Annotated in this window: 23 protein-coding genes; 8 read left to right on the forward strand and 15 right to left on the reverse strand. The window is 62.1% G+C overall.

The window, feature by feature from the left end:
- Nucleotides 1–679 precede the first annotated feature (679 nt).
- The 3 genes from BMI88_RS01950 to BMI88_RS01960 all read right to left on the reverse strand — a co-directional run bounded on the left by BMI88_RS01950 (nt 680) and on the right by BMI88_RS01960 (nt 3,850).
- Nucleotides 680–1,417, reverse strand: coding sequence for a metallophosphoesterase (locus BMI88_RS01950; protein WP_078545567.1), 738 nt, complete (start codon nt 1,415–1,417; stop codon nt 680–682).
- Between the two features lie 2 nt (nt 1,418–1,419).
- Entirely contained in the window at nt 1,420–1,977 is a 558-nt protein-coding gene (locus BMI88_RS01955) for a DUF6634 family protein (RefSeq protein ID WP_078545569.1), read from the reverse strand.
- A gap of 1,576 nt (nt 1,978–3,553) precedes the next feature.
- Entirely contained in the window at nt 3,554–3,850 is a 297-nt protein-coding gene (locus BMI88_RS01960) for a hypothetical protein (RefSeq protein ID WP_078545571.1), read from the reverse strand.
- A gap of 254 nt (nt 3,851–4,104) precedes the next feature.
- On the opposite strand from BMI88_RS01960, the gene BMI88_RS19825 reads away from it, so the two are divergent.
- Nucleotides 4,105–5,010, forward strand: a complete 906-nt coding sequence (locus BMI88_RS19825; RefSeq protein WP_078545573.1) for a helix-turn-helix transcriptional regulator — start codon at nt 4,105–4,107, stop codon at nt 5,008–5,010.
- A 44-nt stretch (nt 5,011–5,054) separates the two neighbouring features.
- Here the strand turns inward: BMI88_RS19825 and BMI88_RS01970 are convergent, their stop codons facing one another.
- The gene (locus BMI88_RS01970) at nt 5,055–5,408 is read right to left on the reverse strand and encodes a hypothetical protein (protein ID WP_078545575.1); all 354 of its coding nucleotides are present in this window, start codon (nt 5,406–5,408) and stop codon (nt 5,055–5,057) included.
- Between the two features lie 7 nt (nt 5,409–5,415).
- A complete protein-coding gene (locus tag BMI88_RS01975) occupies nt 5,416–5,610 on the reverse strand; it encodes a hypothetical protein (protein WP_078545577.1) in 195 nt (64 codons plus the stop codon).
- A gap of 301 nt (nt 5,611–5,911) precedes the next feature.
- On the opposite strand from BMI88_RS01975, the gene BMI88_RS01980 reads away from it, so the two are divergent.
- Both BMI88_RS01980 and BMI88_RS01985 read left to right on the forward strand, forming a co-directional pair.
- Entirely contained in the window at nt 5,912–6,136 is a 225-nt protein-coding gene (locus BMI88_RS01980; RefSeq protein ID WP_078545579.1) for a hypothetical protein, read from the forward strand.
- A 128-nt stretch (nt 6,137–6,264) separates the two neighbouring features.
- Nucleotides 6,265–6,489, forward strand: coding sequence for an SMP-30/gluconolactonase/LRE family protein (locus BMI88_RS01985; RefSeq protein ID WP_246831805.1), 225 nt, complete (start codon nt 6,265–6,267; stop codon nt 6,487–6,489).
- Nucleotides 6,490–6,633: 144 nt separating this feature from the next.
- On the opposite strand, the gene BMI88_RS01990 is transcribed toward BMI88_RS01985, so the two are convergent.
- The 8 genes from BMI88_RS01990 to BMI88_RS02025 all read right to left on the reverse strand — a co-directional run bounded on the left by BMI88_RS01990 (nt 6,634) and on the right by BMI88_RS02025 (nt 15,083).
- On the reverse strand, nt 6,634–7,788 hold the full coding sequence (locus BMI88_RS01990; protein ID WP_078545581.1) for a Gfo/Idh/MocA family oxidoreductase: 1,155 nt from the start codon (nt 7,786–7,788) through the stop codon (nt 6,634–6,636).
- On the reverse strand, nt 7,785–8,849 hold the full coding sequence (locus tag BMI88_RS01995; protein WP_078540042.1) for a sugar phosphate isomerase/epimerase family protein: 1,065 nt from the start codon (nt 8,847–8,849) through the stop codon (nt 7,785–7,787). The genes BMI88_RS01990 and BMI88_RS01995 overlap by 4 nt, the downstream gene beginning before the upstream one ends.
- Nucleotides 8,850–8,916: 67 nt before the next feature.
- Entirely contained in the window at nt 8,917–10,059 is a 1,143-nt protein-coding gene (locus tag BMI88_RS02000; protein ID WP_078545583.1) for a Gfo/Idh/MocA family oxidoreductase, read from the reverse strand.
- Nucleotides 10,060–10,071: 12 nt separating this feature from the next.
- Nucleotides 10,072–10,833, reverse strand: coding sequence for a sugar phosphate isomerase/epimerase (locus BMI88_RS02005; RefSeq protein WP_078540040.1), 762 nt, complete (start codon nt 10,831–10,833; stop codon nt 10,072–10,074).
- Nucleotides 10,834–10,867: 34 nt separating this feature from the next.
- Complete coding sequence (locus BMI88_RS02010; protein WP_078540039.1) at nt 10,868–11,959, reverse strand: ABC transporter ATP-binding protein; 1,092 nt, start codon at nt 11,957–11,959, stop codon at nt 10,868–10,870.
- A 5-nt stretch (nt 11,960–11,964) separates the two neighbouring features.
- Nucleotides 11,965–12,852: a carbohydrate ABC transporter permease gene (locus BMI88_RS02015; protein ID WP_078540038.1), complete on the reverse strand. Its 888-nt coding sequence runs from the start codon at nt 12,850–12,852 to the stop codon at nt 11,965–11,967.
- On the reverse strand, nt 12,849–13,733 hold the full coding sequence (locus BMI88_RS02020; RefSeq protein WP_078545585.1) for a sugar ABC transporter permease: 885 nt from the start codon (nt 13,731–13,733) through the stop codon (nt 12,849–12,851). Before BMI88_RS02020 ends, BMI88_RS02015 begins: the two co-directional genes overlap by 4 nt.
- 105 nt (nt 13,734–13,838) lie before the next feature.
- Nucleotides 13,839–15,083: an ABC transporter substrate-binding protein gene (locus BMI88_RS02025; RefSeq protein ID WP_078545587.1), complete on the reverse strand. Its 1,245-nt coding sequence runs from the start codon at nt 15,081–15,083 to the stop codon at nt 13,839–13,841.
- A gap of 276 nt (nt 15,084–15,359) precedes the next feature.
- Between BMI88_RS02025 and BMI88_RS02030 the strand changes: the two genes are divergently transcribed.
- Nucleotides 15,360–16,358: a LacI family DNA-binding transcriptional regulator gene (locus tag BMI88_RS02030; RefSeq protein WP_168173923.1), complete on the forward strand. Its 999-nt coding sequence runs from the start codon at nt 15,360–15,362 to the stop codon at nt 16,356–16,358.
- A 264-nt stretch (nt 16,359–16,622) separates the two neighbouring features.
- Nucleotides 16,623–16,874 (forward strand): hypothetical protein, encoded by a 252-nt coding sequence (locus BMI88_RS02035; RefSeq protein ID WP_078545591.1) that lies wholly within the window; start codon nt 16,623–16,625, stop codon nt 16,872–16,874.
- Nucleotides 16,875–17,206: 332 nt separating this feature from the next.
- Here the strand turns inward: BMI88_RS02035 and BMI88_RS02040 are convergent, their stop codons facing one another.
- Nucleotides 17,207–18,340: a Gfo/Idh/MocA family oxidoreductase gene (locus BMI88_RS02040; protein WP_078545593.1), complete on the reverse strand. Its 1,134-nt coding sequence runs from the start codon at nt 18,338–18,340 to the stop codon at nt 17,207–17,209.
- A 10-nt stretch (nt 18,341–18,350) separates the two neighbouring features.
- On the reverse strand, nt 18,351–19,067 hold the full coding sequence (locus tag BMI88_RS02045) for a GntR family transcriptional regulator (RefSeq protein WP_210401990.1): 717 nt from the start codon (nt 19,065–19,067) through the stop codon (nt 18,351–18,353).
- Between the two features lie 92 nt (nt 19,068–19,159).
- Here BMI88_RS02045 and BMI88_RS02050 point away from each other — a divergent pair, with 92 nt between their 5' ends.
- Genes BMI88_RS02050 through BMI88_RS02060 form a run of 3 tightly spaced genes read left to right on the forward strand, consistent with a single transcriptional unit; the run spans nt 19,160 to nt 21,722 of the window.
- A complete protein-coding gene (locus tag BMI88_RS02050; protein ID WP_078545595.1) occupies nt 19,160–20,314 on the forward strand; it encodes an LLM class flavin-dependent oxidoreductase in 1,155 nt (384 codons plus the stop codon).
- Complete coding sequence (locus BMI88_RS02055; RefSeq protein WP_078545597.1) at nt 20,314–21,204, forward strand: aldo/keto reductase; 891 nt, start codon at nt 20,314–20,316, stop codon at nt 21,202–21,204. Before BMI88_RS02050 ends, BMI88_RS02055 begins: the two co-directional genes overlap by 1 nt.
- Nucleotides 21,204–21,722, forward strand: a complete 519-nt coding sequence (locus BMI88_RS02060; protein WP_078540433.1) for a flavin reductase family protein — start codon at nt 21,204–21,206, stop codon at nt 21,720–21,722. Before BMI88_RS02055 ends, BMI88_RS02060 begins: the two co-directional genes overlap by 1 nt.
- Nucleotides 21,723–21,781 lie beyond the last annotated feature (59 nt).

The raw sequence follows: 21,781 nt of genomic DNA on the forward strand, positions 1-21,781 counted from the left end.
ATCTATTGTTAGGGCGTCAAAGATGCTTGGTGCCCAGATGAGCTCCGTGGAGCGAAAGTCGTACCAGCCTGCATGCCTTTGGATTGGCCATAGGCGGTAATGGTATTCCGAAGGACTTGTTTTGTGAGGTTCCGGTTTCGGAGGCATGAATTTGGAAAGAACCGTTTGGGCAAAGGCAATCGGAAGTTTGTGGGATGAGTTTTCCCGGTCTTTCCAGGCAAGGTGCGGTAAGGGGTCACGGTGTTGCTGATTTGAGAGTTTGAGTGGTAGATTGTTGTAGGCGCATATTGTACTTAATGCGCGTATGCACAGCTTTTCTGCCAATATGCAAAGTTGGTAATATTGTCCTTCATCTCGAATTGAAACGTTATCCTCATTGAAAAAAATCACCTCCGTTCCAAAGCCTTGTTCTCTAATGCTTTGCGGTACTCTTTGGTTTAGATTTCTTGCTCTGCCACAGTAAATTGACCCCCTTCCAAATGGTTCTTCTTCACGTATAGCATAAACTCCGGGTTTGGGGGGATAAGATGCTTATTTTTTGCGTCAACTGCGTAGACCCTTCCCGTAGAATTGAAGCGGGTGCCTCCCGGGAAAATCAAGGGGTAGTCGCTCTCTGGCAGTAAGCCGCTAAACGGTTCTGAGTCGGAGAAAGTGCCCCAATCGAATTCGTGTGTTCCTGTCATTTTGGATATCCTTTCGAAACATTCTTCAGCTGCGTGCGCCCAACCTGAAATTCCGCAGCATGGTGGGTATGGCCGAAAAGCCATTTCTCGGGCTGGTATTCCTCGATGAGCGCAGTCAGGTCTGAGGCGTAGCACCAGGGAAGCGGCGCGCCCGGAGGGAGTGCCGCCGGGTGCGGGGCATGATGCGTGACGACGACGGTTTCGCCATCAAAGGGCGTCGCCAATTGCCCTCGCAACCAATCGAGATGTTCATGGTGCTTCATGATTGTGTCCGCGGGCCGCGCCTTGCGGTAGCCGCTTCCTGCGACGCGAATATAGCGATAGTCATTCATCACCCAGTCGCTGCGGGACGACTTTTCCGCAACGCTTCCCGGCCCGAGCGCGAAGTCGGTCCAGAGCGTCACGCAGAGGAATCGCGTGCGCTCATGGGTGATCACACGTTTCTGCGCGAGATGCGCGCCGGCTTCATGCGCGAGATCTGCGAGGCGGTCGTCGCCATCGAGCCGAAAATCGTAATAGTCATGATTGCCCGGAATGATATGAACCCGATCGAGGTCGACGTGTTGGCTGATCAGCGCCAAGGCTCGTTGCCAACGGATCTTGGGCTTGTTGGCGAGGTCGCCAGCTATGATGAGAAGCTCAGCGTTCTCGAGCTCAAGGTCATCGAATGGGTTGCGGTGTTTCTGCATCCAGAGATCGAGATGCAGGTCCGCCAAGATAAGCACCTTGGACATGATCAGGATCTCCGATCGGCGCGCAGGAGCTTTGCGCTCGCAGAAAGGCGTCCATCTTTTTGCAGGGTTTTCAGGAAACTTGGATCGTATAAGCCCAAGCGATAGAAGCGGTTACAACTTCGAGCCCAGCCCGCCTTCGGCTGGAGATTCATGAGAGGCGAAGTTCGAACCCGCGCACCCTCACGCAGATGCGGGTGGCCGGAGACTCGCCCGACGAGTAGTGGCACGGCGTCTTCGAAGATCGCGCACCACGAGTCTAAGAGAGGCGCGGCTGATTGCTCCCCGTTCGCTAGGTTATCCCCGATTGCGGGTGCCAGGTTACTGAGCGCGATCACCCATTTTATAAAGAGTGTGGCGTCGAAGGTTCCGTCTGCGCTCGATCCGCCTTGTCCGCCAAGGGCGCGATCGGCGAGATAGGTCTGCAGGAGCGGAGCAAGCGCGGGATGTTCTCGAATGCGTTGTTGCGCGCTGCCGAGATCGATCATTGCAATCGGCGTGACCGGGAGAATACCTTCAATGATCTCAAGATAAGGTTGGAGCGGGCTTGTTTCCTGAACCATTTGCTTCTTTCCTTTGCTTCGAGCCAAGCGCCCAACTGGACCATGGGCATGCGTCAGCCGTGCCCGGACAGGCGTTTGTCCGAGTGAGTTTCAATAACGAAGGGCGCAGGCCGACAGCGTGTCGACCCGGGTGCCGGGTGTGAATATTCAATATCTAGTTCGGAGCGCGTCCTTCGAGGAGGACGCGGGCCGCTAAAGCGGCGTGGTTAGGCCTGTTTGCATCGGGCTGCCTCTAACGACTAGGGAGTGAATCTTTCCCGTTCAAGCATATCCCATGACGTGGAGGAAGGCTAGGAGGATTTCGATTAAGCGCCTGTTTTCGCACGGATTTTTTAGGCTTTTTTTCGCACCGCACGTCGTTGGCCGTGTGGTGGGCATTGTTCCTTGAAAAATAGGAATATCTTCGCGCTGGGCCGGGATTTGGCCGATTATTTTCGCATCGCCTGCACTCGAGCCGCATGCTGGGGCGCGGGGTCTGATACCACGAGCCAAACTCTAAATCCGGACATTGCGTGTCATCAAACGTGGGAAATGCACGATCGCTTCTCTCCGATCGATCCTTGATTCGCGCTGGCAAATAGCAGGCGATTTCCGAACGAGTTCTAGGCCCTCGCGAGCGGAAATGGGCGCACTAAGGCCGAGATGCATAGGCGCTCAGAGGTCTGCCCTGGACTGCTATCAGATCCCGGTGGTTCGGCTCAAAAAAATATTCATGACATGCGCCGGTGCCGAAACAGGAGGCCTATGCCCAAGATGGCTTGCCCAAGTAGACCGCCCGCCTCCGGCGGCCACCGATCTCCGCGCTGTTGTCGCGATCGTTTTTCGCACCGGGCCTCAAGCCAGCCAATCATCTCGCAGCGCAAGACCTTAAGTAGATTCCGTCCGCTTGGCCGGCAGCTGAAAAGCCGGGTTGAGCCTGGGATGTTATCAATTGATCTCCATCGATTGCCGGGCTCTCGCCTGCCATTACGCCTTGCAACTTCCAAAGACGCTCGGCGCGGAGCCTGAACCGTGACAAGGGGGGGATAGCAAACTGTGGCGCCGGCGAGGGCGAGAAAGATAGCCCGCGCAAGGGGGCAAGCCGCGCCCGTTCGCCGCCCGTTTTTCGCATGAGTATAGTGGGCAGGCTTTTTCGCACGGTGCGAGCGTGAATTTTCGGGCGGGTCACGGAGCCGACCGCCTCGATACGCACCGCCCGCCTTCGATATTTGCGTCCGGAGCGCGGTTGCTGAGTGTCATTGCACCTCTCGTCGCTTTGGGGCGATCGCTTGCGCCTGTCGAAGGCTCGCATTGTTTCTGGGGACGCCGGTCCCATTCTGTCGAGAGCATCGCCATGTTGCCTTCGCAAATCTTTTTCGCACGCGTTCGCGGATGTTCTCGATTTTCTGCATGCTTGGCGCTGCCGCCGGGGAATCAGACGATGCTTGTTTTGAATTTTTGGATTTTTGTGCATTTTCGCTTCATGTTTCTTAGCTAGAAGGCTTTTGGGGATTTTTGCCTTTCGCTTTTCGCATGACGGCTGAGCTGTTCGCTGCGTTCGGGATTCTTGCTGCATCGACAGGTGAGATAGTTAAACCTACCAAGGCTCTGGCGTATCGTCTTGATCGTCTGACGGGGAGGTCGCGTCACTTGGCTGTCCACGCAGGATCGCCCTTGCGCGGGCCAGAGGATCTTCGATCCGGCGCGCCTCGACGGCCGCGATCTCGTGTTCCAGTCTCTCGAAGATCGGTGCGTAGACTAGTTTTTCGAGCATCAGCTCGGCGACGCGCTGTCGGGCTTTCACGAGCCGCTCGAGAAGCTCTTCATCGGATTTGGTGAACCCAGTTGCGCGATGAGATTTTCGCATATTTGGCGCAAAAGGACGCTGGGCCATGGCATGCATCTCCTGAGACCGCGCGAGCGAGGCTCGGCGGGGACGGGTAAGGTGATCCGGGGCGGATCTGGCGATGCGTTCAGTCTAAGTGCCGAGGCTGAAAAAACGGGTTCTCGATTTTTTAGGAAGTAGAGAAAATTTCGCCGGAGCTCATTGCCGCTCGTTTTCGGGAGCGCCTAGGGTGCAGCGCTAGCGGTTGCGCTTTGTCGCTATTTCTTTCTATCTGTGAGCTTTCGATAGAAAGATTTTCGCACATGTCTTTATCTGAGATGCTGAGAGCCGAACGCGCGGAGCGCGGGCTCACACAAGCTGACCTTGCCTCCCGCGCCAATATCAGCATCCCGACGGTGCGCGCTCTCGAGAGCGGGGCGGGCACGATCCTTTCGCTCGAGGCCATCTTGCCGATCCTTGGCTTGCGCTGGCGTGTCACTGAGCCCGGGGAACATATGGGACGCGTGCTCACGGAGCGGCGGCGTGCGCGCGGTTTTTCGCAGCAGGCTCTCGCCCGCAAGATCGGCTGCAGCCGCGTAACGGTCATTGCCTTGGAAACGGAGTTTTCCGGACGGGTTGCGACGCTTGCCGCGGCCTTGCGGTTACTCCGCCTCCGCAACCCACTGGAACGGAGCGATCTCGCGAAAGGACGAGGGTTGGTGCCGCCTAAGAATGAGGCGGAACAGGACCGTGTCATGACCCCGCCTGATCTGGCCAAGGCAATCATCGATCATTTTTCGCATGCGATGGCCGGGCGAGTCCTCGATCCGTCGCGCGGGGAAGGGGCGTTCTTTGATCAGTTCCCGGATCACGTGGAGCGCCACTGGTGCGAGATCAGTGAGGGGCGCGACTTTCTGTCTTGGTCCGATCGCGTTGAGTGGGTGGTCACAAACCCACCCTGGTCCGAGCTTCGGACATTCACGCGACACGCGATGCGAGTCTCGGAAAATATCGTCTGGCTTGCGCCGCTTACGAACCTGACGACAAAGGCGCGGTTGCGGGATCTCGAAGAGGCCGGATTCGGAATTGCGGAATTGCTCTTCGTCGACACACCGAAGAGCTGGCCACAGAGCGGCTTTCAGATCGTCGCGGCCCATTTGAAGAAAGGGTATACCGGGCATTGGAAGGTAGCCCAGCTTCGAGAGGGAGGGGGCGCACAAGTTTCCTAGTGTCACCCGCAGTTTCTCTTCTGCCGACCTAGGTTCGAGCGCTTTCAGATCTCGTCCAGCTCGTCCAGCTCGTCCAGAGATCCCATATCTTGAGATCTGCCCCCCTGGGCCTCGCGCCATGGACGAATGTCGTAGACGTCGTGTCCTTCCTGAAGCTCGATCGATATGCCGCGTTCCAGAAGCCACGCTGTCGCAAATTTCATCAGCCGGGATTTACGTTCGCGGTCGCCCTCGACCCCATAGAGATGGAGATGGGCCAAGCCAGCCTCGCCATAATGGGCGCGGGCCGAGACGAAGAGGTTGAGGTCTGGATTGCCTGCTCGCAGCAGTGCCTCCAGCTCGCCGAGGATCCTTGAGCGTTGATCTCTCGCTCCCGCCAGTTCCTGATCGATAGACATAGTAGGCTCAAAGGCTGAGGAACTTGATGGATTTCGGCTCGCGGCTCTTCACGAAGCCGACCCGGTCAGCTCGAACATCCTTGAACGCGAAATTCCGACGCTGCAGCTCGCTGGGGCTGACTTCGCCCCTTGCCAGGCGTTCTTCATCCTCAGCGCGGCTTCGTGCCTTTTCCTCTTGCCGTTGCCTGAAAAGATCTTCCATGCGGTGCCCTCCTTAAAGCTTTATTATAGCCTGAAAGCCCGTGCTTTGTCTCGTTTGATCGGAGGCGCTGGCTGCGCGTATTTGAGATGCGCACCGGCGCGCTCCTCGTGAGCGGCTATCGCGGTTGTCGCAGACGTGCCGACACGGGGAGGTGATCTGTCCTCAGCGCTGCGGCGACAACTGCGACAAGCATCGGCCTCCCTACGCTTCTTCTCAGAGGCGGTTCTGGTGAAGGAATGATTTCGGGCCAGTTTGACTTATTTAGCCCTATCCGGTCTAATTTCGACGGAAGGAGCGCGGTATGGACTGGAATGTGACAGCCGGTATGATCCTGATGGGCGTGTTCGCTGTGGCGGCCTTCTGGATTGTGATGCGTGAGCGCCGGTATATTACCGATGTGGCGAGGCTGAGTGCTGAAGATATTCGGTGGTTCAACGAGCAGCCTCTGTCCGGCGACGCCTATTTTGGCGAAAAGGCAGATGAAGATGGCGACGAGTGGGATGATCCTTCGAGTGGCGCGACCTGAAAGCGATGCTGATCACGTCGGACGCTTAGCATCTTGATCTCGCAAGATGCATCTTCTCGTAAATATCCAAGCCGCCGCGCAGTTGTAGGGCCATTACTGGATGGCGCTGGTCTATGACGGGGGTATCTGTGCGCTTCGCACTGGACGGCACGCTCGACATGGAAACCCCGATGCCAGTGAAGAAGGTCACGAGCGTCCAGTTCGGCGGCCCCGATCTCGACGTGCTCTACGTCACGTCGATGGCGAAGCCGCCGCTGCCGCGTTTCCCCGACGATGGTGTTCAGCGCGGCAGCCTCTTTGCGATCCGCGGTCTCGGCGTGAAAGGCGTGCCGGAGCCGCGCTTCGGCGGCTGAGTAGTCGAAGCCGCCCCCCTCCAAAGCCCTGCGCGCACTCGGCGCGCAGGCGCATCCAGAACGATTGTGTGAGACCGGAGACCGGCCAAACGTGTCGTCGCGCAAATCAGTGTGCAGGCTAACCGTTCGCTGTTCTCTCTTGCCTCAAAGCGCCGTCCAAACACCTCCTGCCTGCGAGGATCGCAAGGCCGCCGAGATGAAGCGCATCCCGGCTAGGCCATCCGCCACACCCGGCAGCAGCCCGAGCGGCCTGGGCTCGCCGCGCTCATGGGCCAGGATCGCGTCAGCTGTCGCGCTGTAGAGATTGCCGAAGGCTTCGAGGAACCCTTCCGGGTGGCCAGCCGGAACACGGCCCATCTCGGCAACCTCGGGGGTGAGCCCCGGCCCGCCCCGAGACAGAAGATACGAGGGCTCTCCGAAGGGGGACACGCGTAGACTATCGGGCGCGGTTTGCAGCCATTCGAGCCCCGCCGACTCGCCGTAAATACGCAGTTTCAGCCCATTCTCATTGCCCGGGGAGACCTGACTGGCCCAGAGCATGCCCTTCGCCCCGCTCTCATAACGGATCAACATCTGCACGTCGTCATCGACCGCGCGACCTGCCACGAAACTGGTGAGCTCGGCGCAGATTTCGCGCGGCTCGAGCCCCGAGACAAAGCTCGCGAGGTTCATTGCGTGGGTGCCGATATCGCCAAGCGAACCCGCTGCGCCGGCCCGCGCGGGATCGGTTCGCCAGACGGCCTGTTTCGCGCCATCCGTTCCCACCGGCTCGGTGAGCCAATCCTGCGGATACTCGACCTGAACGACCCGGATGCGCCCGAGCTGTCCGGCTCCCACCATTGCGCGGGCCTGTCGCACCATCGCGTAGCCTGTGTAATTATGCGTAAGCACGAAGAGCGCGTTTGAGGCGCGCACCTCTTCCGCCAACGCTTCCGCCTCTTCGAGCGTGCGCGTCATCGGCTTGTCGCAGATCACGTGAATGCCCGCGCGGAGGAAGGCGGTCGCGACAGGCGCATGCATATGATTGGGGGTCACGATCGACACAACCTCGATCCCATCGGGCCGCGCCGCTTCTTCTCGCGCCATCACCTCGAAATCCGCGTAGCTGCGCGTGGGGTCCAACCCCAGCGCTGCCGCAGAGCGATGGGCGCGCGCAGGCTCAGAAGCAAGCGCCCCCGCGACCAGCTCGAACCGGTCGTCGAGCCGCGCCGCAATGCGGTGAACGCCACCGATGAAGGCGCCTTCGCCGCCGCCGACCATGCCGAGGCGCAGTTTGCGATGTCCGTCCGTCTCGTTCATGTCTCGCCCTCCAGCCCGAGAATACGGCGATTGGCACCTTCGTCGGTGCCCGCGCCTGCGAAATCGTCGAACGCGTGATCGGTCACGCGGATGATGTGGCGGGCGATGAACTCCGCCCCCTCGCGCGCGCCGTCTTCTGGATGCTTGAGCGCGCATTCCCATTCAAGCACGGCCCAGCCGTCGAAGTCATGCGCCGCCATCTGCGAGAAGATCCGCCGGAAATCCACCTGCCCGTCGCCAAGCGACCGGAACCGCCCCGCGCGGTCCACCCAGGACTGGTAGCCACCATAGACGCCCTGGCGCCCCGACGGCACGAATTCCGCGTCCTTGACGTGGAAGGCCCGGATACGGTCGCGGTAGATCTCGAGATGCTCGAGATAATCGAGCTGCTGCAGAACGAAATGCGAGGGATCGTAGAGCAGGTTGGCGCGGGTGTGATTGTCCACCCGGTCGAGGAACATCTCGTAGCTGACCCCGTCATGCAGATCCTCACCGGGATGCAGCTCGAAACAGGCATCGACGCCGTTTTCTTCGCAGGCATCGAGCAGGGGGCGCCAGCGCGCGGCCAACTCGTCGAAGGCGCTCTCGATCAGCCCTGGCGGACGTTGCGGGAACGGATAGAGGAACGGCCATGCCAGCGCCCCCGAGAAGGTGGGCATCGCCGAGAGCCCCATCCGGCGAGACGCGCGCGCGGCAAGCCGGACCTGCTCGCATGCCCATGCCTGCCGGGCCGCGGGCTTGCCGTGCAGCTCGGGTGGGGCGAAGCCGTCGAGCAGCTCGTCATAGACCGAGTGTGCAGCTACGAGCTGGCCCTGCAGATGCGTCGAAAGCTCCGTCACCTCCATTCCGTGGGCGGCGACTGTTCCGATGATCTCATCGCAGTAATCCTGCGAGCTGGCGGCGCGCTCGAGATCGATCAGGCGGCGGTCCCATGTCGGGATCTGCACGCCCTTGTAGCCGAGCCCGGCCGCCCAGCCGCAGATCGCGTCGAGACTGTTGAAGGGCGCATCATCGCCCACGAATTGCGCGAGAAAGAGGGCAGGCCCCTTGATCGTCTTCATCTGGGAATACTCCTGTCGGGTCCTTGCAGGCCAAGCGCGAGGGGACGTCCCCCGCGCTTGGCCGGGTTCAGTCTGGTTTGCGCAAGAGCGCCCGCGCGCCCTCTGGGTCGAGCGCCGGGGCGCGAGTGCAGGTCGTGGTCATCTCCACGAAGCCACCTTCCTCGCCCGAGCGCAGGATCGCCGTCATGATCTCGATCCCGTGCAGCGCGCGGTCGATGGAACACCGCGCCTCGCGGCCCTCGATCACAGAGAGCGCCATATCGGCAAGGCCCGCCGCGCGGTAGTTGGCGACCATGCCATGCGGGTGCTCCTGGTTGGGCTTGCCGAACGGGTGGGCCCAGGGCTCCACGGGCGCGATCTTCCCGTCGCGCCCCGCGATCTCCACCGGGCCGCCGAAGAAGTTCGGATCCGGCAGAAAGAGCGAGCCCTCGGTCCCGTAGATCTCCATCGGGCCGTGACGGTGCGCCCAGACATCCCAGCTCGTGGACAGGGTGACGGTGGCCCCTTGCGCAAATTCGAGCAACGCATGGATGTTGGTGGGCGTCTCGACATCGATCGTCTCACCATTGCGCGGCTCAGACGTAATCCTGCGCGTGGGCGTCGCAGTGGAGGTCAGTGCCGCCACCCGTTTCACCGGGCCGATCAGGTTGATAAGGTTCGCAAGGTAATAGGGCCCGAGATCGAGCATCGGACCGCCGCCCGGCTTGAAGAAGAAATCCGGGTTCGGGTGCCAATGCTCCATGCCGTGGCTCATCACATGGGCCGTGCCCGCCGTGATCGTGCCGAGGCGACCCTCGTCGATCAGCGCGCGTGCCTGCTGATGCGCGCCGCCAAGGAAGGTGTCGGGCGAACTGCCCACCGAGAGCCCCTTGGCCTGCGCAAGCTCGCGCAGCGCCTTTCCGTCTTCGGCCGAGAGAACGAAGGGCTTTTCGCTGTAGACATGCTTGCCTGCCTCAAGCGTCGCTTTCGCGACCTCGAAATGCGCCGCAGGGACGGTGAGGTTGATGATGACATCAATCGCAGGGTTCGCGAGGAGGGCCTCCACGCTTTGCGCCTCGACGCCGTATTCCTCCGCGCGTGCCCTGGCAGCTGCCGGGTTCAGGTCAGCGCAGGCGATGAGTTTGATGCCGCGAAAGAGCGGCGCGAAGCCGAGATAGGTGGTCGAGATATTGCCGCAGCCGATGATGCCGATGCCGAGTTCAGTGCTCATGCTACCCTCCCTTCAGAGCTTGCGCGCGTTGTCGATCGAGCCGCGAGCGAAGCGCGCATCGTCGGACGGGTTGTCATGCTCCATCACGAAATGGGCGGCCTTGCTGTCGCGGCGCAGGGCCTCGAGCAGCCGGGCCCAGTCCATGACGCCGGTGCCCACGTCGGCCCAGCCGTCCTCCTCGGCTTTCTCGCCTTCGGGGGCGATATCCTTCACATGGGCGGCGGTGATCCGGTTGCCATGCCGCGCGATCCAGTCGAGCGGGTCGGCCCCTCCGCGCGTGATCCAGGCGATATCGGCCTCCCAGTCGAGGTCGCCCGCAGCGAGGATATGCTCCATCGGCAGCGTGCCGTCGGCGAGCGGCTTGAACTCGAAGTCGTGGTTGTGCCAGCCGAACCCGAACCCGGCGGCGCGGATCGGGGCGCCAGCGCGGGCGAGCCGAATGCCGAACGCCTCCCAGCCTTTCGCATCGGTGGGCCGGTCCTCGGGCATCAGGAAGGGCACGTAGAGCGCCTCCATTCCCAGTGCGCGGGCGATGGCGACGGCGCGGTCCGGGTCGGTCTCCACGACATCGAGGCTGAAATGCCCCGTCGGCATCTTCAGCCCCGCCGCGTCGAGCTGTGCGCGGAACGCCGCGAGCCCATCCGCATCAAGCCCCTCGTAGAGCCCGCCGAACCCCTCGACGCTTGCATAGCCTGCCTGTGCCAGCATCCCGAGCGTCTGGTCGAGTGGACCCGCATTGCGCGAACTGTAAAGCTGGTAACTGAAATCGGTCATGTTTCTCTCCTCCTAGGAAAAATCAGGTGCGCACCTAGAGGCGCTTTTCGCTTTGCGTGTCGAAGATCGACGCGCGCGTAATGTCGAAGGCGATGGGGACACGGTCACCGGGGCGGTAGCGTTTGCCGGAGGCGCAGCGCACCGAGAGCTTGGCCTCGCCATAGGTCAGCCAGACGAGGCTGTCCGCGCCCATCGGCTCTTCCAGTTCCACGACGGCCTCGACCTCTGCCGGTTGGCCTGCCGCATCCCGGTCGAACAGCACGTGTTCCGGGCGCACGCCAAGGATCACGTCGCGATTAACCGGCAGGGGGCCGTTGCCGTCATAGCCCGCGAGACCCGTGGCAAAGCCTTGCCCTTCGAAGATCGGGCCGTCTTGTCCGGCGACCAGACGCCCATCGAAAAAGTTCATGGCTGGTGACCCGATGAAGCCCGCAACGAACATGTTGCATGGTCGGTTGTAGATCGTGAGAGGCTCGTCGAGCTGCTGGATCTCGCCGCCATGCATCACCGCGATCCGGTCAGCCAGCGTGAGCGCCTCGATCTGATCGTGGGTGACGTAGATCATCGTCGAGCGTAGCCGCTGGTGGAGCCGCTTGATCTCCACACGAAGGTCGACGCGCAGCTTGGCGTCGAGGTTGGAAAGCGGCTCGTCGAACAGGAAGACATCCGCGTCGCGCACCAGCGCCCGACCGATCGCGACCCGCTGGCGCTGCCCGCCCGACAGGTTCGAGGGGCGACGCTTCAAAAGAGGCTCGATCTGCAGGATCTCGGCTGCGCGCGAGACGCGCTCCGCGATGTCCTTCTTGGAATGCCGCGCGACGCGCAGCCCGAAGCTTAGATTCCTCTCCACCGACATCTGCGGATAGAGCGCGTAGGATTGGAACACCATGCCGATCCCGCGATCCTTGGGTTCGTCCCATGTGACGTTCTTGCCCGAGATCCAGACCTCGCCGTCGGAGATATCGATCAGGCCAGCGATCGCATTGAGAAGGGTAGACTTGCCGCAGCCCGAGGGTCCCAGCAGCACAAGAAATTCTCCCGGTGTGATGTCCAGTTGAAGATTGTCGATGACGTCCAGCGCGCCATAGCTGATGCGCAGATCGCGGACACTAACAGAAGGTTCCATTGCATTTATCCTTTCACGGCGCCGGCGGCGATGCCGCGGACGAACCAGCGGCCCGAGACGAAGTAGACGATCAGCGGCACGAGTGCGGTCAGGATCGTCGCGGCCATGTTGACGTTGTAGGCTTTGGTCCCGGTGGTGGTGTTGACTACGTTGTTGAGCTCGACAGTCATCGGCAGGTGATCGCGCCCCGCGAAGATCAGGCCGAACAAGAAGTCGTTCCAGATCCCCGTGACCTGCAGGATCGCGGCGACGACGAGGATCGGCCCGGACATCGGGATCATCAGCTGGAAGAAAATCGTCCAGAAACCGCCCCCGTCGATCCGCGCAGCCTTGAACAGGTCGATAGGCACGGCGACGTAATAATTGCGAAAGAGCAGAGTCATCACCGGCAGACCGAAGATCACGTGCACGACGATGATGCCGGGCAGGGTGTTGTAGAGCGACACTTTCGAGAGCATCCGCACCAGCGGATAAAGATAGACCTGGTAGGGAATGAACGCGCCGAGCAGCAGCACCGCAAAGATCAGGTTGCCCCCACGCGGTCGCCAGAACGACAGCGCGTAGCCGTTGATCGCGCCGAGCAGAATCGAGAGCGTCGCAGCCGGGATCATGATCTCGAAGGAGTTCAGCACCCCCACGCGGATGCCCTCGCAGTTCACGCCCGTGCAGGCATGGGCCCAGGCCGTGGACCAGGGCTTGAGGGTGAAGTCGGTGGGCAGGCCGAAGATATTGCCCTGCTGGATCTCGGGCATCGTTTTGAACGATGTCACGATCATCACGTAGAAGGGGAGTAGGAAAAACGCGGCTGCGAGCACGAGAAAGGCATAGATGCCGATCCGGCTGGCGGTGAGCCGCCGGGGCTTGCGCCCGCGCGGTTGGGTCTCAGCGGTCATGACGCCCTCCGGTTCTGGCGGAAATACTGGTTGTAGAGCCACGGACCCAGCACCACGAGCACGGCCACGAACATCACCGAGGCGGCCGCGGTCGCGAGCGCGATGTTCTGTCGGTTGAAGAGGTAATCGATGACGAATTTGGCGGGCACCTCCGTCGAGATGCCGGGACCGCCTCCGGTCATCGCGACCACGATGTCGTAGACTTTGACCACCGCGATCGCGAGCAGCACCACCGCGGTGACGAACATGCTCGAGAGCATCGGGATCACAATCGAGAGGTAGACGCGCCACGGCGGGATGCCGTCGACACGGGCGGCCTTCCAGATGTCTTCGTCCACGCCGCGCAGTCCGGCCAGCAGGATCGCCATTACAAGACCCGCCGATTGCCACATGCCGGCAAATCCCACGAGATAGATCGCCCGGTCACCGCGTGACAGCCAGTCGAAGGTGAAGCCGTGCCAGCCCCAGTTCTGCACCGCCTGCTGGATGCCCAGCGTCGGGTTCAGAATCCAGGCCCAGACGAGGCCGGTGACGATGAAGGACATCGCGTAGGGGTAGAGGAAGATCGTGCGGAAAATCCCTTCCCCCTTGATCCTCTGATCGAGGAACACCGCCATCAGGAAGCCGAGCACGAGACAGCCGATGACGAAGATCAGGCCGAAGATGGCGAGGTTCTCGACTGAGATCGTCCAGCGGGAAGATTGGAATAGCCGGTCATATTGCTTGAATCCGACGAAGTCGTATTTGGGCAGGATGCCGGAACTGGTGAAGGAGATGCGGATCGTCCAGAGGATCGTGCCGATATAGGCGAAGATGACGATGATCCATGTCGGGACGAGCGCAACTTGTGCGCTCAGGCGGCGCAGTCGAAGCGGCTTCATGTCGTGATGTCCTGTCTCGTGACGGTCTCGGGAGAGGGCGCGCGCCCGGGGAGGCTGGGCGCGCCGGGGCCGCGACCCCAAGGGACGGATCGCGGCCCCGTCCGCTTAGCCGCCGATGATCTGGGCGAAGCGGTTCACGAAGTTCTCGGGCGTCTGGCTCTTGTCGGTGAAGAACGAAGCCACGAGATCGGTTATGGAGCCGCTCATGTCGGGCGAGATCAGGATGTCCGAACTGGGCACGTAGTCGCCCTTCTTGAGCAGCGCGAGCCCTTGCTGCGCGCATTGGTCCATATCCTGACTCGGCACGTCCTTGAGCACGGGCACCGCGCCTTTCTTCTCATTGAAGGCCAGCTGCACCTTGGGTTCGAGCAGCACCTTGGCAAGCAGGTCCTGTGCTTTGATCTCGGCCTTGTCGTTCAGCTTGGGGAAGACGAAGACATCGCCGCCGACCCAGTAGGTATTGTGCCCCAGTGCCGGAATGCAGCCTACGTCCTTGCCGGGCACTTTGTTCTGGAGTTCCATCTCGCCCTTGGCCCAGTCGCCCATGAAGTTGAAGCCGGCCTTGTCGTTGATCACCAGCGCGGTTGCCTGGTTCCACTGCCGACCCTGCATCCCGCTATCCACGTAGTTACGCAGTTTGCCGAACGTCTGCGCGACCTTGAGGAACTCCGGGGATTTCACTGCCGAGACGTCGCGATCCTTGAGGACCTTCATGTAAAGGTCCTTGCCACCCTCGCCGATCATGACGTTGAAGAACGTCAGGGCCTGCGTCCAGGCGCTGCCCGCCTGCGCCAGCGGGATCACGCCCTGCTTCTTGAGCGCGTCGAGATCGGTGAACAGGTCGTCCCAGGTCTTGGGTGGCTCGACGCCTGCTTTCTTCAGCAGTTCGGGCGAATACCAGAGCCAGATGTTGGAGTGGATATCGACCGGCACGGCATACATGTGCCCATCTTGGCTCACCGCGTTCAGCAGCACCGGGTTGATCTTGTCCTTCCAGCCATATTTCTTCGCGAGCGGATCGAGGTTGCGCAACAGCCCGTTCGAAACCAGCTCGTCGAACTGCTTGCCGGTGTTGAACTGCATGGCGGCAGGCGGATTGCCCCCGATGATGCGGTTGATCCCGTCGGCGCGCGCGGAATCACCGCCGCCCCCGGCAACCGCGGCATCGACCCATTTGCCGCCCTGCGCGTCGAACGCCTTCTCGAATTCCTTGACCGCGGCGTGTTCGCCGCCCGAGGTCCACCAGTGGATTACCTCCGCCTTGTCGGCCGCCTGCGCCTGCGCTGCGGCGAGACTGAGCGCCAGAGATGCGGCGATGCCGAAGGCGTGCCGTCCTTTATGAGCTTGCATGAAATCCTCCCAGAATTGATCGCGACTCCTCAATCGCGCGTCTCGACGTCATCGGGGATCTATCCCGTATGCAATCGATTACATTTTACGCTAATCGCGCATGTAATCGATTGCAATCATGAAATTTCCGAGTAAATACAGGAGGTGTAGCGCTCTGCCACTGGTGAACGCGGACCGGCAGGGCCTATAGAGAATGAAGCGAAAGGGACGAATGTGAGCGGTGAGTCGGGTGAGGGCGGAATGGCGGGGGCAGGGGCGAGTGGCCCGCGCCACACGATGGCCGACGTGGCGCGCCGCGCCGGCGTCTCGACCGCTACGGTGTCGCGAGCGCTCACCCGTCCCGACCAAGTCAGCCCCAAGACTCGCGAACTGGTGCATGAGATCGCCGAGGAGCTCGGTTTCCGCCCCAACCTGATCGGGCGTCAATTGCGCGCCCAGGCGGCCAATTCGCTGCTGATCCTCGTTCAGGACCTTGAAAACCCGTTCTACGCCGAGCTGATCAAGGGCGCGGAGTATGTCGCGCGGGAGCGTCAGTTTTCTGTGGTGGTGGGCGGAACGGATGGGCTCGAAGACGTCGAACGTCTCTACGCCGAACAGTATCTGGGGCGGCGCGTGGACGGCCTGATCCTGCTGACCGGCCATCTGCCCGCGGGCCTCTCGCGCAAGATGGCCGAGCAGGGCCCGGTCGTGCTGGTGTCAGAGGATAATCCCGAACTCGCGCTCTGCGCGGTGCTGGTGGACAATGTCGGTTGGGCCGCGCAGGCGGTGGCCCATCTTCATGCGCTGGGACATCGCCGGATCGCGCATCTGTGCGGCCCGATGGCGCGGATCATCAGCCGCGAACGACGCGAGGGGTATCGGCGCGCCCTCTCGCAGGCAGGACTGCCAGCGGATCCCGCCCTCGAAGCGCCGGGGGATTTCAGCTTCGAGACCGGACGGCGCACAACCCGCGCCCTGCTTGCCTTGCCGGATCCGCCAACCGCAATCTTCTGCGCCAATGACGAATCCGCCCTGGGTGCGATCCGTGCTGCACAGCAAGCCGGTCTGGACGTGCCGCGCGACCTCTCCGTCATCGGCTTCGATGACACGATGCTGGCCGAGATCTCCGACCCGCCGCTCACTACAATTCGCCAGCCGCGGCAGCAAATGGGAGCAGTCGCGGCCGAGATGGTGATCGACATGCTCGAAAACGGGCCGGGGCAGTGCGCCCTTCGGATCCTCGACTGCGAACTTGTCGAGCGCAGCACTGTTGCCGCCCCGGCCGCGAAAAGCTGAGGCGCGATCCGAGTGTCCTCAAAGCACAGCGATGTCGCTGTCGAATATCTTCAGGCCCAGGCACCAGCTCGCTTGAATGGCCCCGTGTATCGTAGACGTCTTCTTCGCTAATTTTGAGGCAAGGAGGCCGTGTGTTAATCGGTTGGCGCGGGGTCCGCGGATCTAAGCCATTGAAGTCAAATGTTTTATTGACTCTGCGACCGGTGGCTTTGCTGTGGGCGCAACAAATGTATTAAATTCAAACGCTTGCAAAAATTCGGGCCCTTGAGCCCCAAGATCGAAGAAGTGGACCTATCGAAGAAGAACCCGAATGGCTGGCTCGCCCGGCAGACACCCTATACTCCCGGCAGGATGGAATTCCTGGCGGAATCTGCCGGGGCGGCTGCAAAACCTCTTGTCTGCGCGCCCGACGATCCGGTGCTCACGATGCTCTGGGTGACCTGGCTCGATGCGCAACCGATTACCTATGCGCGGCAAGCCTTCTCGCCGTCTCATCGGATGCGCCTGGAGCGGTGAAGGGGGGCGGATCAAACGTTAACTTGTCTTCAATCGCGACTGGGTGAACCGCCAGTGGCTGGTCAGATTCACGAGATGAATCCCTCACAGGATTTGTTCAGTAGAGCCCCACCAATCGGCCCCCCGCTTCGAACGGGCAAGTTTCCGGTGATCAGATCGGGTCTATTCCGCGCTTGCCGATGTTGTGGCGCGGCCTGAGCTCGCAGTGCGGCTATCCAAGTGACCGCGAGCTCGAGGGGTGGCCTCGGTCCGATGTAGCAAGACTTCTCCGCTGTGCCTTCTCGAGGGAGGGCGCAGCGGTTTTCGTTTTCGGGGAGCGTCGCTTGTGGCGTTCAGGCGTCTTGGCTCACGCGCTGCCAAGGCTGGTCGGCGAGGCGCACCACCTCGCTGGTCTCGATCGAGCGCTGCACCGCTTGGCCGATAGCGACGGCAGCCCAGCCATCTTCCAGCGTGACCTCAGGCGCGCTGCGCTCCCCGCGCACGAGGGCGATGAAGCCTACATGCTGGTGATAGGTGGACCCGTTGTGATCGCCCGCGGCGAGCAGTTCCTCGGGCACCGGCAGCTCGCGCTCCACCGGGCCTTTCGGATCGCGCGGCGAGATCACCAGTTTCGGCACCGGCGGCGCGCCCAGATGCGCGGGCCAGAACCGGGTCGGGCCGGGCACCAGCGCCTCGATCTTGCCATTGGGTCCGACGGCGGTGACCTCCTCCTGATAGCGCGCGCCCTCGGCATACATGCACAGCTCCAGCATCGCCCGCGCGCCGCTCTCGAATTCGACGATGGCGAAGCCCGCATCGAGGATATCAGGCGCGTCGGCCTCGGTGACGTGGTTCACCGGGGGCGGGGCGGAGGCCATGACGCGCACCGGCTCGGATTTCAGGGCGAGCCGCATCAGGTCGAAGAAATGGCAGCATTTCTCGACGAAGGTGCCGCCCGTGTAGCGGTTGAAGCGGTTCCAGTTGCCGACCTTGAACAGGAATGGGAAGCGGTGTTCGCGGACCGTGAGCATGGTGATCCCGCCCGTCGCTGCCTCGGCCTCGTCGAGGAAGGCGGCGATCGGCGGCATGTAGCGATATTCCATCGCGACCCAAACCGGAGCGGGGTAGCTGTCTCGGAAGGCTTGCAGCCGCTCCGCATGGGTCGGATCGGTAAAAAGCGGCTTTTCCACGAGCACCGGCAGCGGGCGGGTCGATGCGATCTCTTCGAGCTGGTCGAGATGGCGGAAATTCGGGCTGGTGATGACGAGGCAGTCGAGCGCCTCCACCGCCAGAAGCTCCGCCACCGACCCCGCCATCTTCGCCCCGGGGGCGAGCGTCTGCGCGGCCTGCGCCATCTCCGCGTCGGGTTCGAAGATCGCCGCGACCTCCGCCCCGTCCAGCAGCGCAATATTGCGCAGGTGTTCCTGTCCCATCATGCCGCAGCCGATCATGCCGTAGCGAACGGGTCCCGTCTTGGTGACGCTCATCCGAGCCTCCTCATCTCATGCGTTGAACGTAATGTGCGCGGCTGGTGTCGAACCATGTGCGCGAAAATTCGACCGGGGCAGGGCCGTCGGCCCAGCTGAAGCGCTCGATATAGCCAGCGGTCTCACCGGGGCGGCAGTCGAGCTCCGACGGCCCCCATTCCGGCATCGGCGCGAAGCTGACCCGATCCTCGGCGCTCGCGATCCAGAAGCCGAGCGCGCGTTGGTAATAGGCGTAAAGCGAGTCCTCGAGATCCTCGGCTTTCACCTCGCCCTTCGAGGCGTCGAGCCAGATTTCCTCCGCTGCGACCGGCGTCTCGTCGAGAAAGCGCAGGCGGCGCACCCGGCTCGCGCGCTTGGACGTGCCAAACTCCGGCAGGTCGGCGGGCTTGTCCATCACATCGACCGAGAGGATGCGGGCATTCGGAAATCCGCCTCCCGACAGGAGCTCGATCCGTAGCATGGAGTAGAAATGGTCGCGAAGGTTGCGGGTGCGGATGTAATTGCCCGAGCCCTGAACCCGCTCCAGTAGACCTTTCTCCTCCAGATCCTCCAGCGCGCGCCGCAAAGTGCCCACCGCGATCTTCAGCTGCGCGGCCATCGTCCGTTCGGGGGGAAGGCGCTCCCCGTCGGTCAGCCGGCCCGCCGCGATATCTCGAATCAGCACTTCGGAAACCTGCTTGTAGATCGGCAGTCCGGTGCGCTCTGACCCTTGATTTGCCTGTGTCACTTGGTCGCCCCAAAAATTGATACAGTATTGATCTATATCAAGGCGGCTGCTAAGTGAAGGGAAATCGAACGGGAATCGCGAGGGAGGAACGCATGACTGTTGTGCCGGTGAAATCGAGCGATCTCGATGCCGCGGAGGTGTCCTGGTTTTCTGCCCTGTGTTCGGATGATTACCGCTATCTCGGCCAGCCCGAGGGCGATCTCCGCTCCAGCTGGGCGCATTGTTCCGATATCGTGCGAGAGGCCGAGCGGCAGGGCTTCCGCAACATCCTGTGCCCGTCGAGCTATCAGGTGGGCCAAGACACGCTGAGCTTCGTGGCCGGCGCCAGCCAGATCACCAACCGGATGAATTTCCTCGCCGCCGTGCGCTGCGGGGAAATGCAACCGATCATGCTGGCGCGCACCATCGCGACGCTCGACCACATGCTCGAAGGCCGTCTGACGGTGAACATCATCTCGTCGGATTTCCCGGGCGAGAAGGAAGAGAGCGAATTCCGCTACCAGCGCTCGCGCGAGGTGGTGGAGATTCTCAAGCAGGCCTGGACCCAAGACGAGATCAATTACGAAGGTCAGGTCTACAATTTCAAAGGCCTCACGACCGACCCGGCGAAGCCCTATCAGCAGGGCGGCCCGCTTCTCTATTTCGGCGGCTATTCCCCGGCGGCGGTCGAGCTGTGCGCAGAGCATTGCGACGTCTACCTGATGTGGCCCGAGACGAAGGAAGAGCTGGAAGGCCGGATGAAGGTGGTCAACGAGGCCGCCGAGCGGCACGGGCGCGTTCTCGACTACGGGCTGCGAGTCCATGTGATCGTGCGCGACACCGAGGCCGAGGCGAAGGAATACGCGCAGGAACTTGTCTCGAAGCTCGATGACGAGGAAGGCCGGAAAATCCGCGAGCGGGCGCATGATGCGGGCTCGCTCGGCGTGTCGAAGCAGGCGCGCAACCGCGAGATCGCGGATGAGAGCGGCTATGTCGAGCCGAACCTCTGGACCGGGGTGGGGCGCGCGCGTTCGGGCTGCGGCGCGGCGCTGGTGGGCTCGGCCGATCAGGTGCTCACGAAGCTCGAGGAATATCGCAAGATGGGCATTCGCGCCTTCATCCTGTCGGGCTATCCGCATATCGACGAGGCTCGCCAGTTCGGCCGTCTCGTGATGCCGCATCTCGACACGGTCTCGCTGCCCGAAATCTATGGTCGCGTCCCGATGGGGCCGCCGGCAACACCGCTCGCAGAAGGGGAACGCCGCTAATGGAAAAGATCGACCTCACCTCCGACGTGGCGCTCAGCCGGATCGTCTATGGCATGTGGCGACTGGCCGACGATGCTGACACCTCGCCCAGCCATGTGCGCACCAAGGTCGACGCCTGTCTGGAGCAGGGGATCACCACCTTCGATCATGCCGACATCTATGGCGGCTACACGGCGGAGGGGGTCTTCGGCGCGGCGATGCGCGAGGACCCGTCGCTGCGCGATCAGATGGAGATCGTCACGAAATGCGACATCATCGTCTCGGCGGGCCGTCATTCGCATCGCAAAGTGAAGCATTACGACACCTCGCGCGCCCATATCGAAGCCTCGGTCGAGGCCTCGCTGCGGGAGCTGGCCACCGACCGGATCGATCTGCTGCTGATCCACCGTCCTGATCCGCTGATGGACCATCACGAGACAGGGGCCACGCTCGATGATCTGGTCGCCTCGGGCAAGGTGCGCGCGGTGGGCGTATCGAACTTCCGCCCGTGGGACTGGGAGCTGCTGCAATCGGGGATGAAGACGCCGCTGGTGACGAACCAGATCGAAATCAGCCTTGGCTGTCTGCAGCCCTTCACCAATGGCGATCTGGCCTTCCACCAGCGGCAGGCGCAGCCGGTGATGGCGTGGTCGCCGCTGGGCGGCGGCGCGTTGATGACGGGCGAGGGGGCGGTGCAGGCGGTTCTCGATGAGATCGCCGAGGCGCAGGGCGTGGATCGCGCGGCTGTCGCGACCGCTTTCCTGCTCGCCCATCCGGCGCGGATCATCCCGGTGATGGGGACCAATAACCTCGAGCGGATCGCGAAGCTTTCCGATGCGCTCAAGGTTCAGATCGATAGGGAGACGTGGTTCCGCCTCTACGAGGCCGGGCTCGGTCAGGAGGTCCCATGATGAACGCAACCCGCCAATTCACCCCGCGCACTTTCGTGCCGGGCCCAGAGAATACCCGCTTGCTGCGCGACGCCTTCGGGCGGTTTGCCACGGGCATCACCATCGTGACCGCCGCCAGCGAGAACGGCCCTGTTGCGATCACGGCGAACAGTTTCTCTTCGGTCTCGCTCGATCCGCCGCTGGTGATCTGGGCCCCGGATCGCAACTCGCGCCGCTTCGTGCATTTCGAGAACGCGGAGCATTACGCGATCCACGTGCTCGCCGCCGATCAGGACGATCTGTGCTTTGCCACGACAAAGAATGCCCATGCGCTGCTCGATCACGCCTATCACCTCAACGATCATGGCGTGCCGCTGATCGACGGCTGTCTCGCGCGCTTCGAATGTCATCGCGTCGCCTGCCACGAGGGCGGCGATCACCTGCTGGTGCTGGGTCAAGTCGAGCGCGCGGTGATGCGCGACGATGGTGACGCGCTGGCCTTCTACCGTGGGCAGGTGCGGCGGATCGAGATGAACTGAGGCGCTGACATATCCGGCCCGGGATCGCGCAGGAGGAGCGTGGCACCGGGCCTCCAAGG

The sequence above is a fragment of the Thioclava sp. F36-6 genome, assembly GCF_002020305.1.
Taxonomy (GTDB): Bacteria; Pseudomonadota; Alphaproteobacteria; order Rhodobacterales; family Rhodobacteraceae; genus Thioclava; species Thioclava sediminum.

What these genes read in the sequence shown, in the direction of transcription:
- BMI88_RS02030 (WP_168173923.1), top strand. Translation starts at nt 15,360, where the DNA reads ATGGCCGACGTGGCGCGCCGCGCCGGCGTCTCGACCGCTACGGTGTCG.
- BMI88_RS02055 (WP_078545597.1), top strand. Translation starts at nt 20,314, where the DNA reads ATGGAAAAGATCGACCTCACCTCCGACGTGGCGCTCAGCCGGATCGTC.
- BMI88_RS02020 (WP_078545585.1), bottom strand. Translation starts at nt 13,733, where the DNA reads ATGAAGCCGCTTCGACTGCGCCGCCTGAGCGCACAAGTTGCGCTCGTC.
- BMI88_RS02015 (WP_078540038.1), bottom strand. Translation starts at nt 12,852, where the DNA reads ATGACCGCTGAGACCCAACCGCGCGGGCGCAAGCCCCGGCGGCTCACC.
- BMI88_RS01995 (WP_078540042.1), bottom strand. Translation starts at nt 8,849, where the DNA reads ATGAAGACGATCAAGGGGCCTGCCCTCTTTCTCGCGCAATTCGTGGGC.
- BMI88_RS19825 (WP_078545573.1), top strand. Translation starts at nt 4,105, where the DNA reads ATGTCTTTATCTGAGATGCTGAGAGCCGAACGCGCGGAGCGCGGGCTC.
- BMI88_RS01970 (WP_078545575.1), bottom strand. Translation starts at nt 5,408, where the DNA reads ATGTCTATCGATCAGGAACTGGCGGGAGCGAGAGATCAACGCTCAAGG.
- BMI88_RS02050 (WP_078545595.1), top strand. Translation starts at nt 19,160, where the DNA reads ATGACTGTTGTGCCGGTGAAATCGAGCGATCTCGATGCCGCGGAGGTG.
- BMI88_RS01950 (WP_078545567.1), bottom strand. Translation starts at nt 1,417, where the DNA reads ATGTCCAAGGTGCTTATCTTGGCGGACCTGCATCTCGATCTCTGGATG.
- BMI88_RS01975 (WP_078545577.1), bottom strand. Translation starts at nt 5,610, where the DNA reads ATGGAAGATCTTTTCAGGCAACGGCAAGAGGAAAAGGCACGAAGCCGC.
- BMI88_RS02005 (WP_078540040.1), bottom strand. Translation starts at nt 10,833, where the DNA reads ATGACCGATTTCAGTTACCAGCTTTACAGTTCGCGCAATGCGGGTCCA.
- BMI88_RS01960 (WP_078545571.1), bottom strand. Translation starts at nt 3,850, where the DNA reads ATGGCCCAGCGTCCTTTTGCGCCAAATATGCGAAAATCTCATCGCGCA.
- BMI88_RS01990 (WP_078545581.1), bottom strand. Translation starts at nt 7,788, where the DNA reads ATGAACGAGACGGACGGACATCGCAAACTGCGCCTCGGCATGGTCGGC.
- BMI88_RS02010 (WP_078540039.1), bottom strand. Translation starts at nt 11,959, where the DNA reads ATGGAACCTTCTGTTAGTGTCCGCGATCTGCGCATCAGCTATGGCGCG.
- BMI88_RS02040 (WP_078545593.1), bottom strand. Translation starts at nt 18,340, where the DNA reads ATGAGCGTCACCAAGACGGGACCCGTTCGCTACGGCATGATCGGCTGC.
- BMI88_RS02000 (WP_078545583.1), bottom strand. Translation starts at nt 10,059, where the DNA reads ATGAGCACTGAACTCGGCATCGGCATCATCGGCTGCGGCAATATCTCG.
- BMI88_RS02025 (WP_078545587.1), bottom strand. Translation starts at nt 15,083, where the DNA reads ATGCAAGCTCATAAAGGACGGCACGCCTTCGGCATCGCCGCATCTCTG.
- BMI88_RS01955 (WP_078545569.1), bottom strand. Translation starts at nt 1,977, where the DNA reads ATGGTTCAGGAAACAAGCCCGCTCCAACCTTATCTTGAGATCATTGAA.
- BMI88_RS02060 (WP_078540433.1), top strand. Translation starts at nt 21,204, where the DNA reads ATGAACGCAACCCGCCAATTCACCCCGCGCACTTTCGTGCCGGGCCCA.
- BMI88_RS01980 (WP_078545579.1), top strand. Translation starts at nt 5,912, where the DNA reads ATGGACTGGAATGTGACAGCCGGTATGATCCTGATGGGCGTGTTCGCT.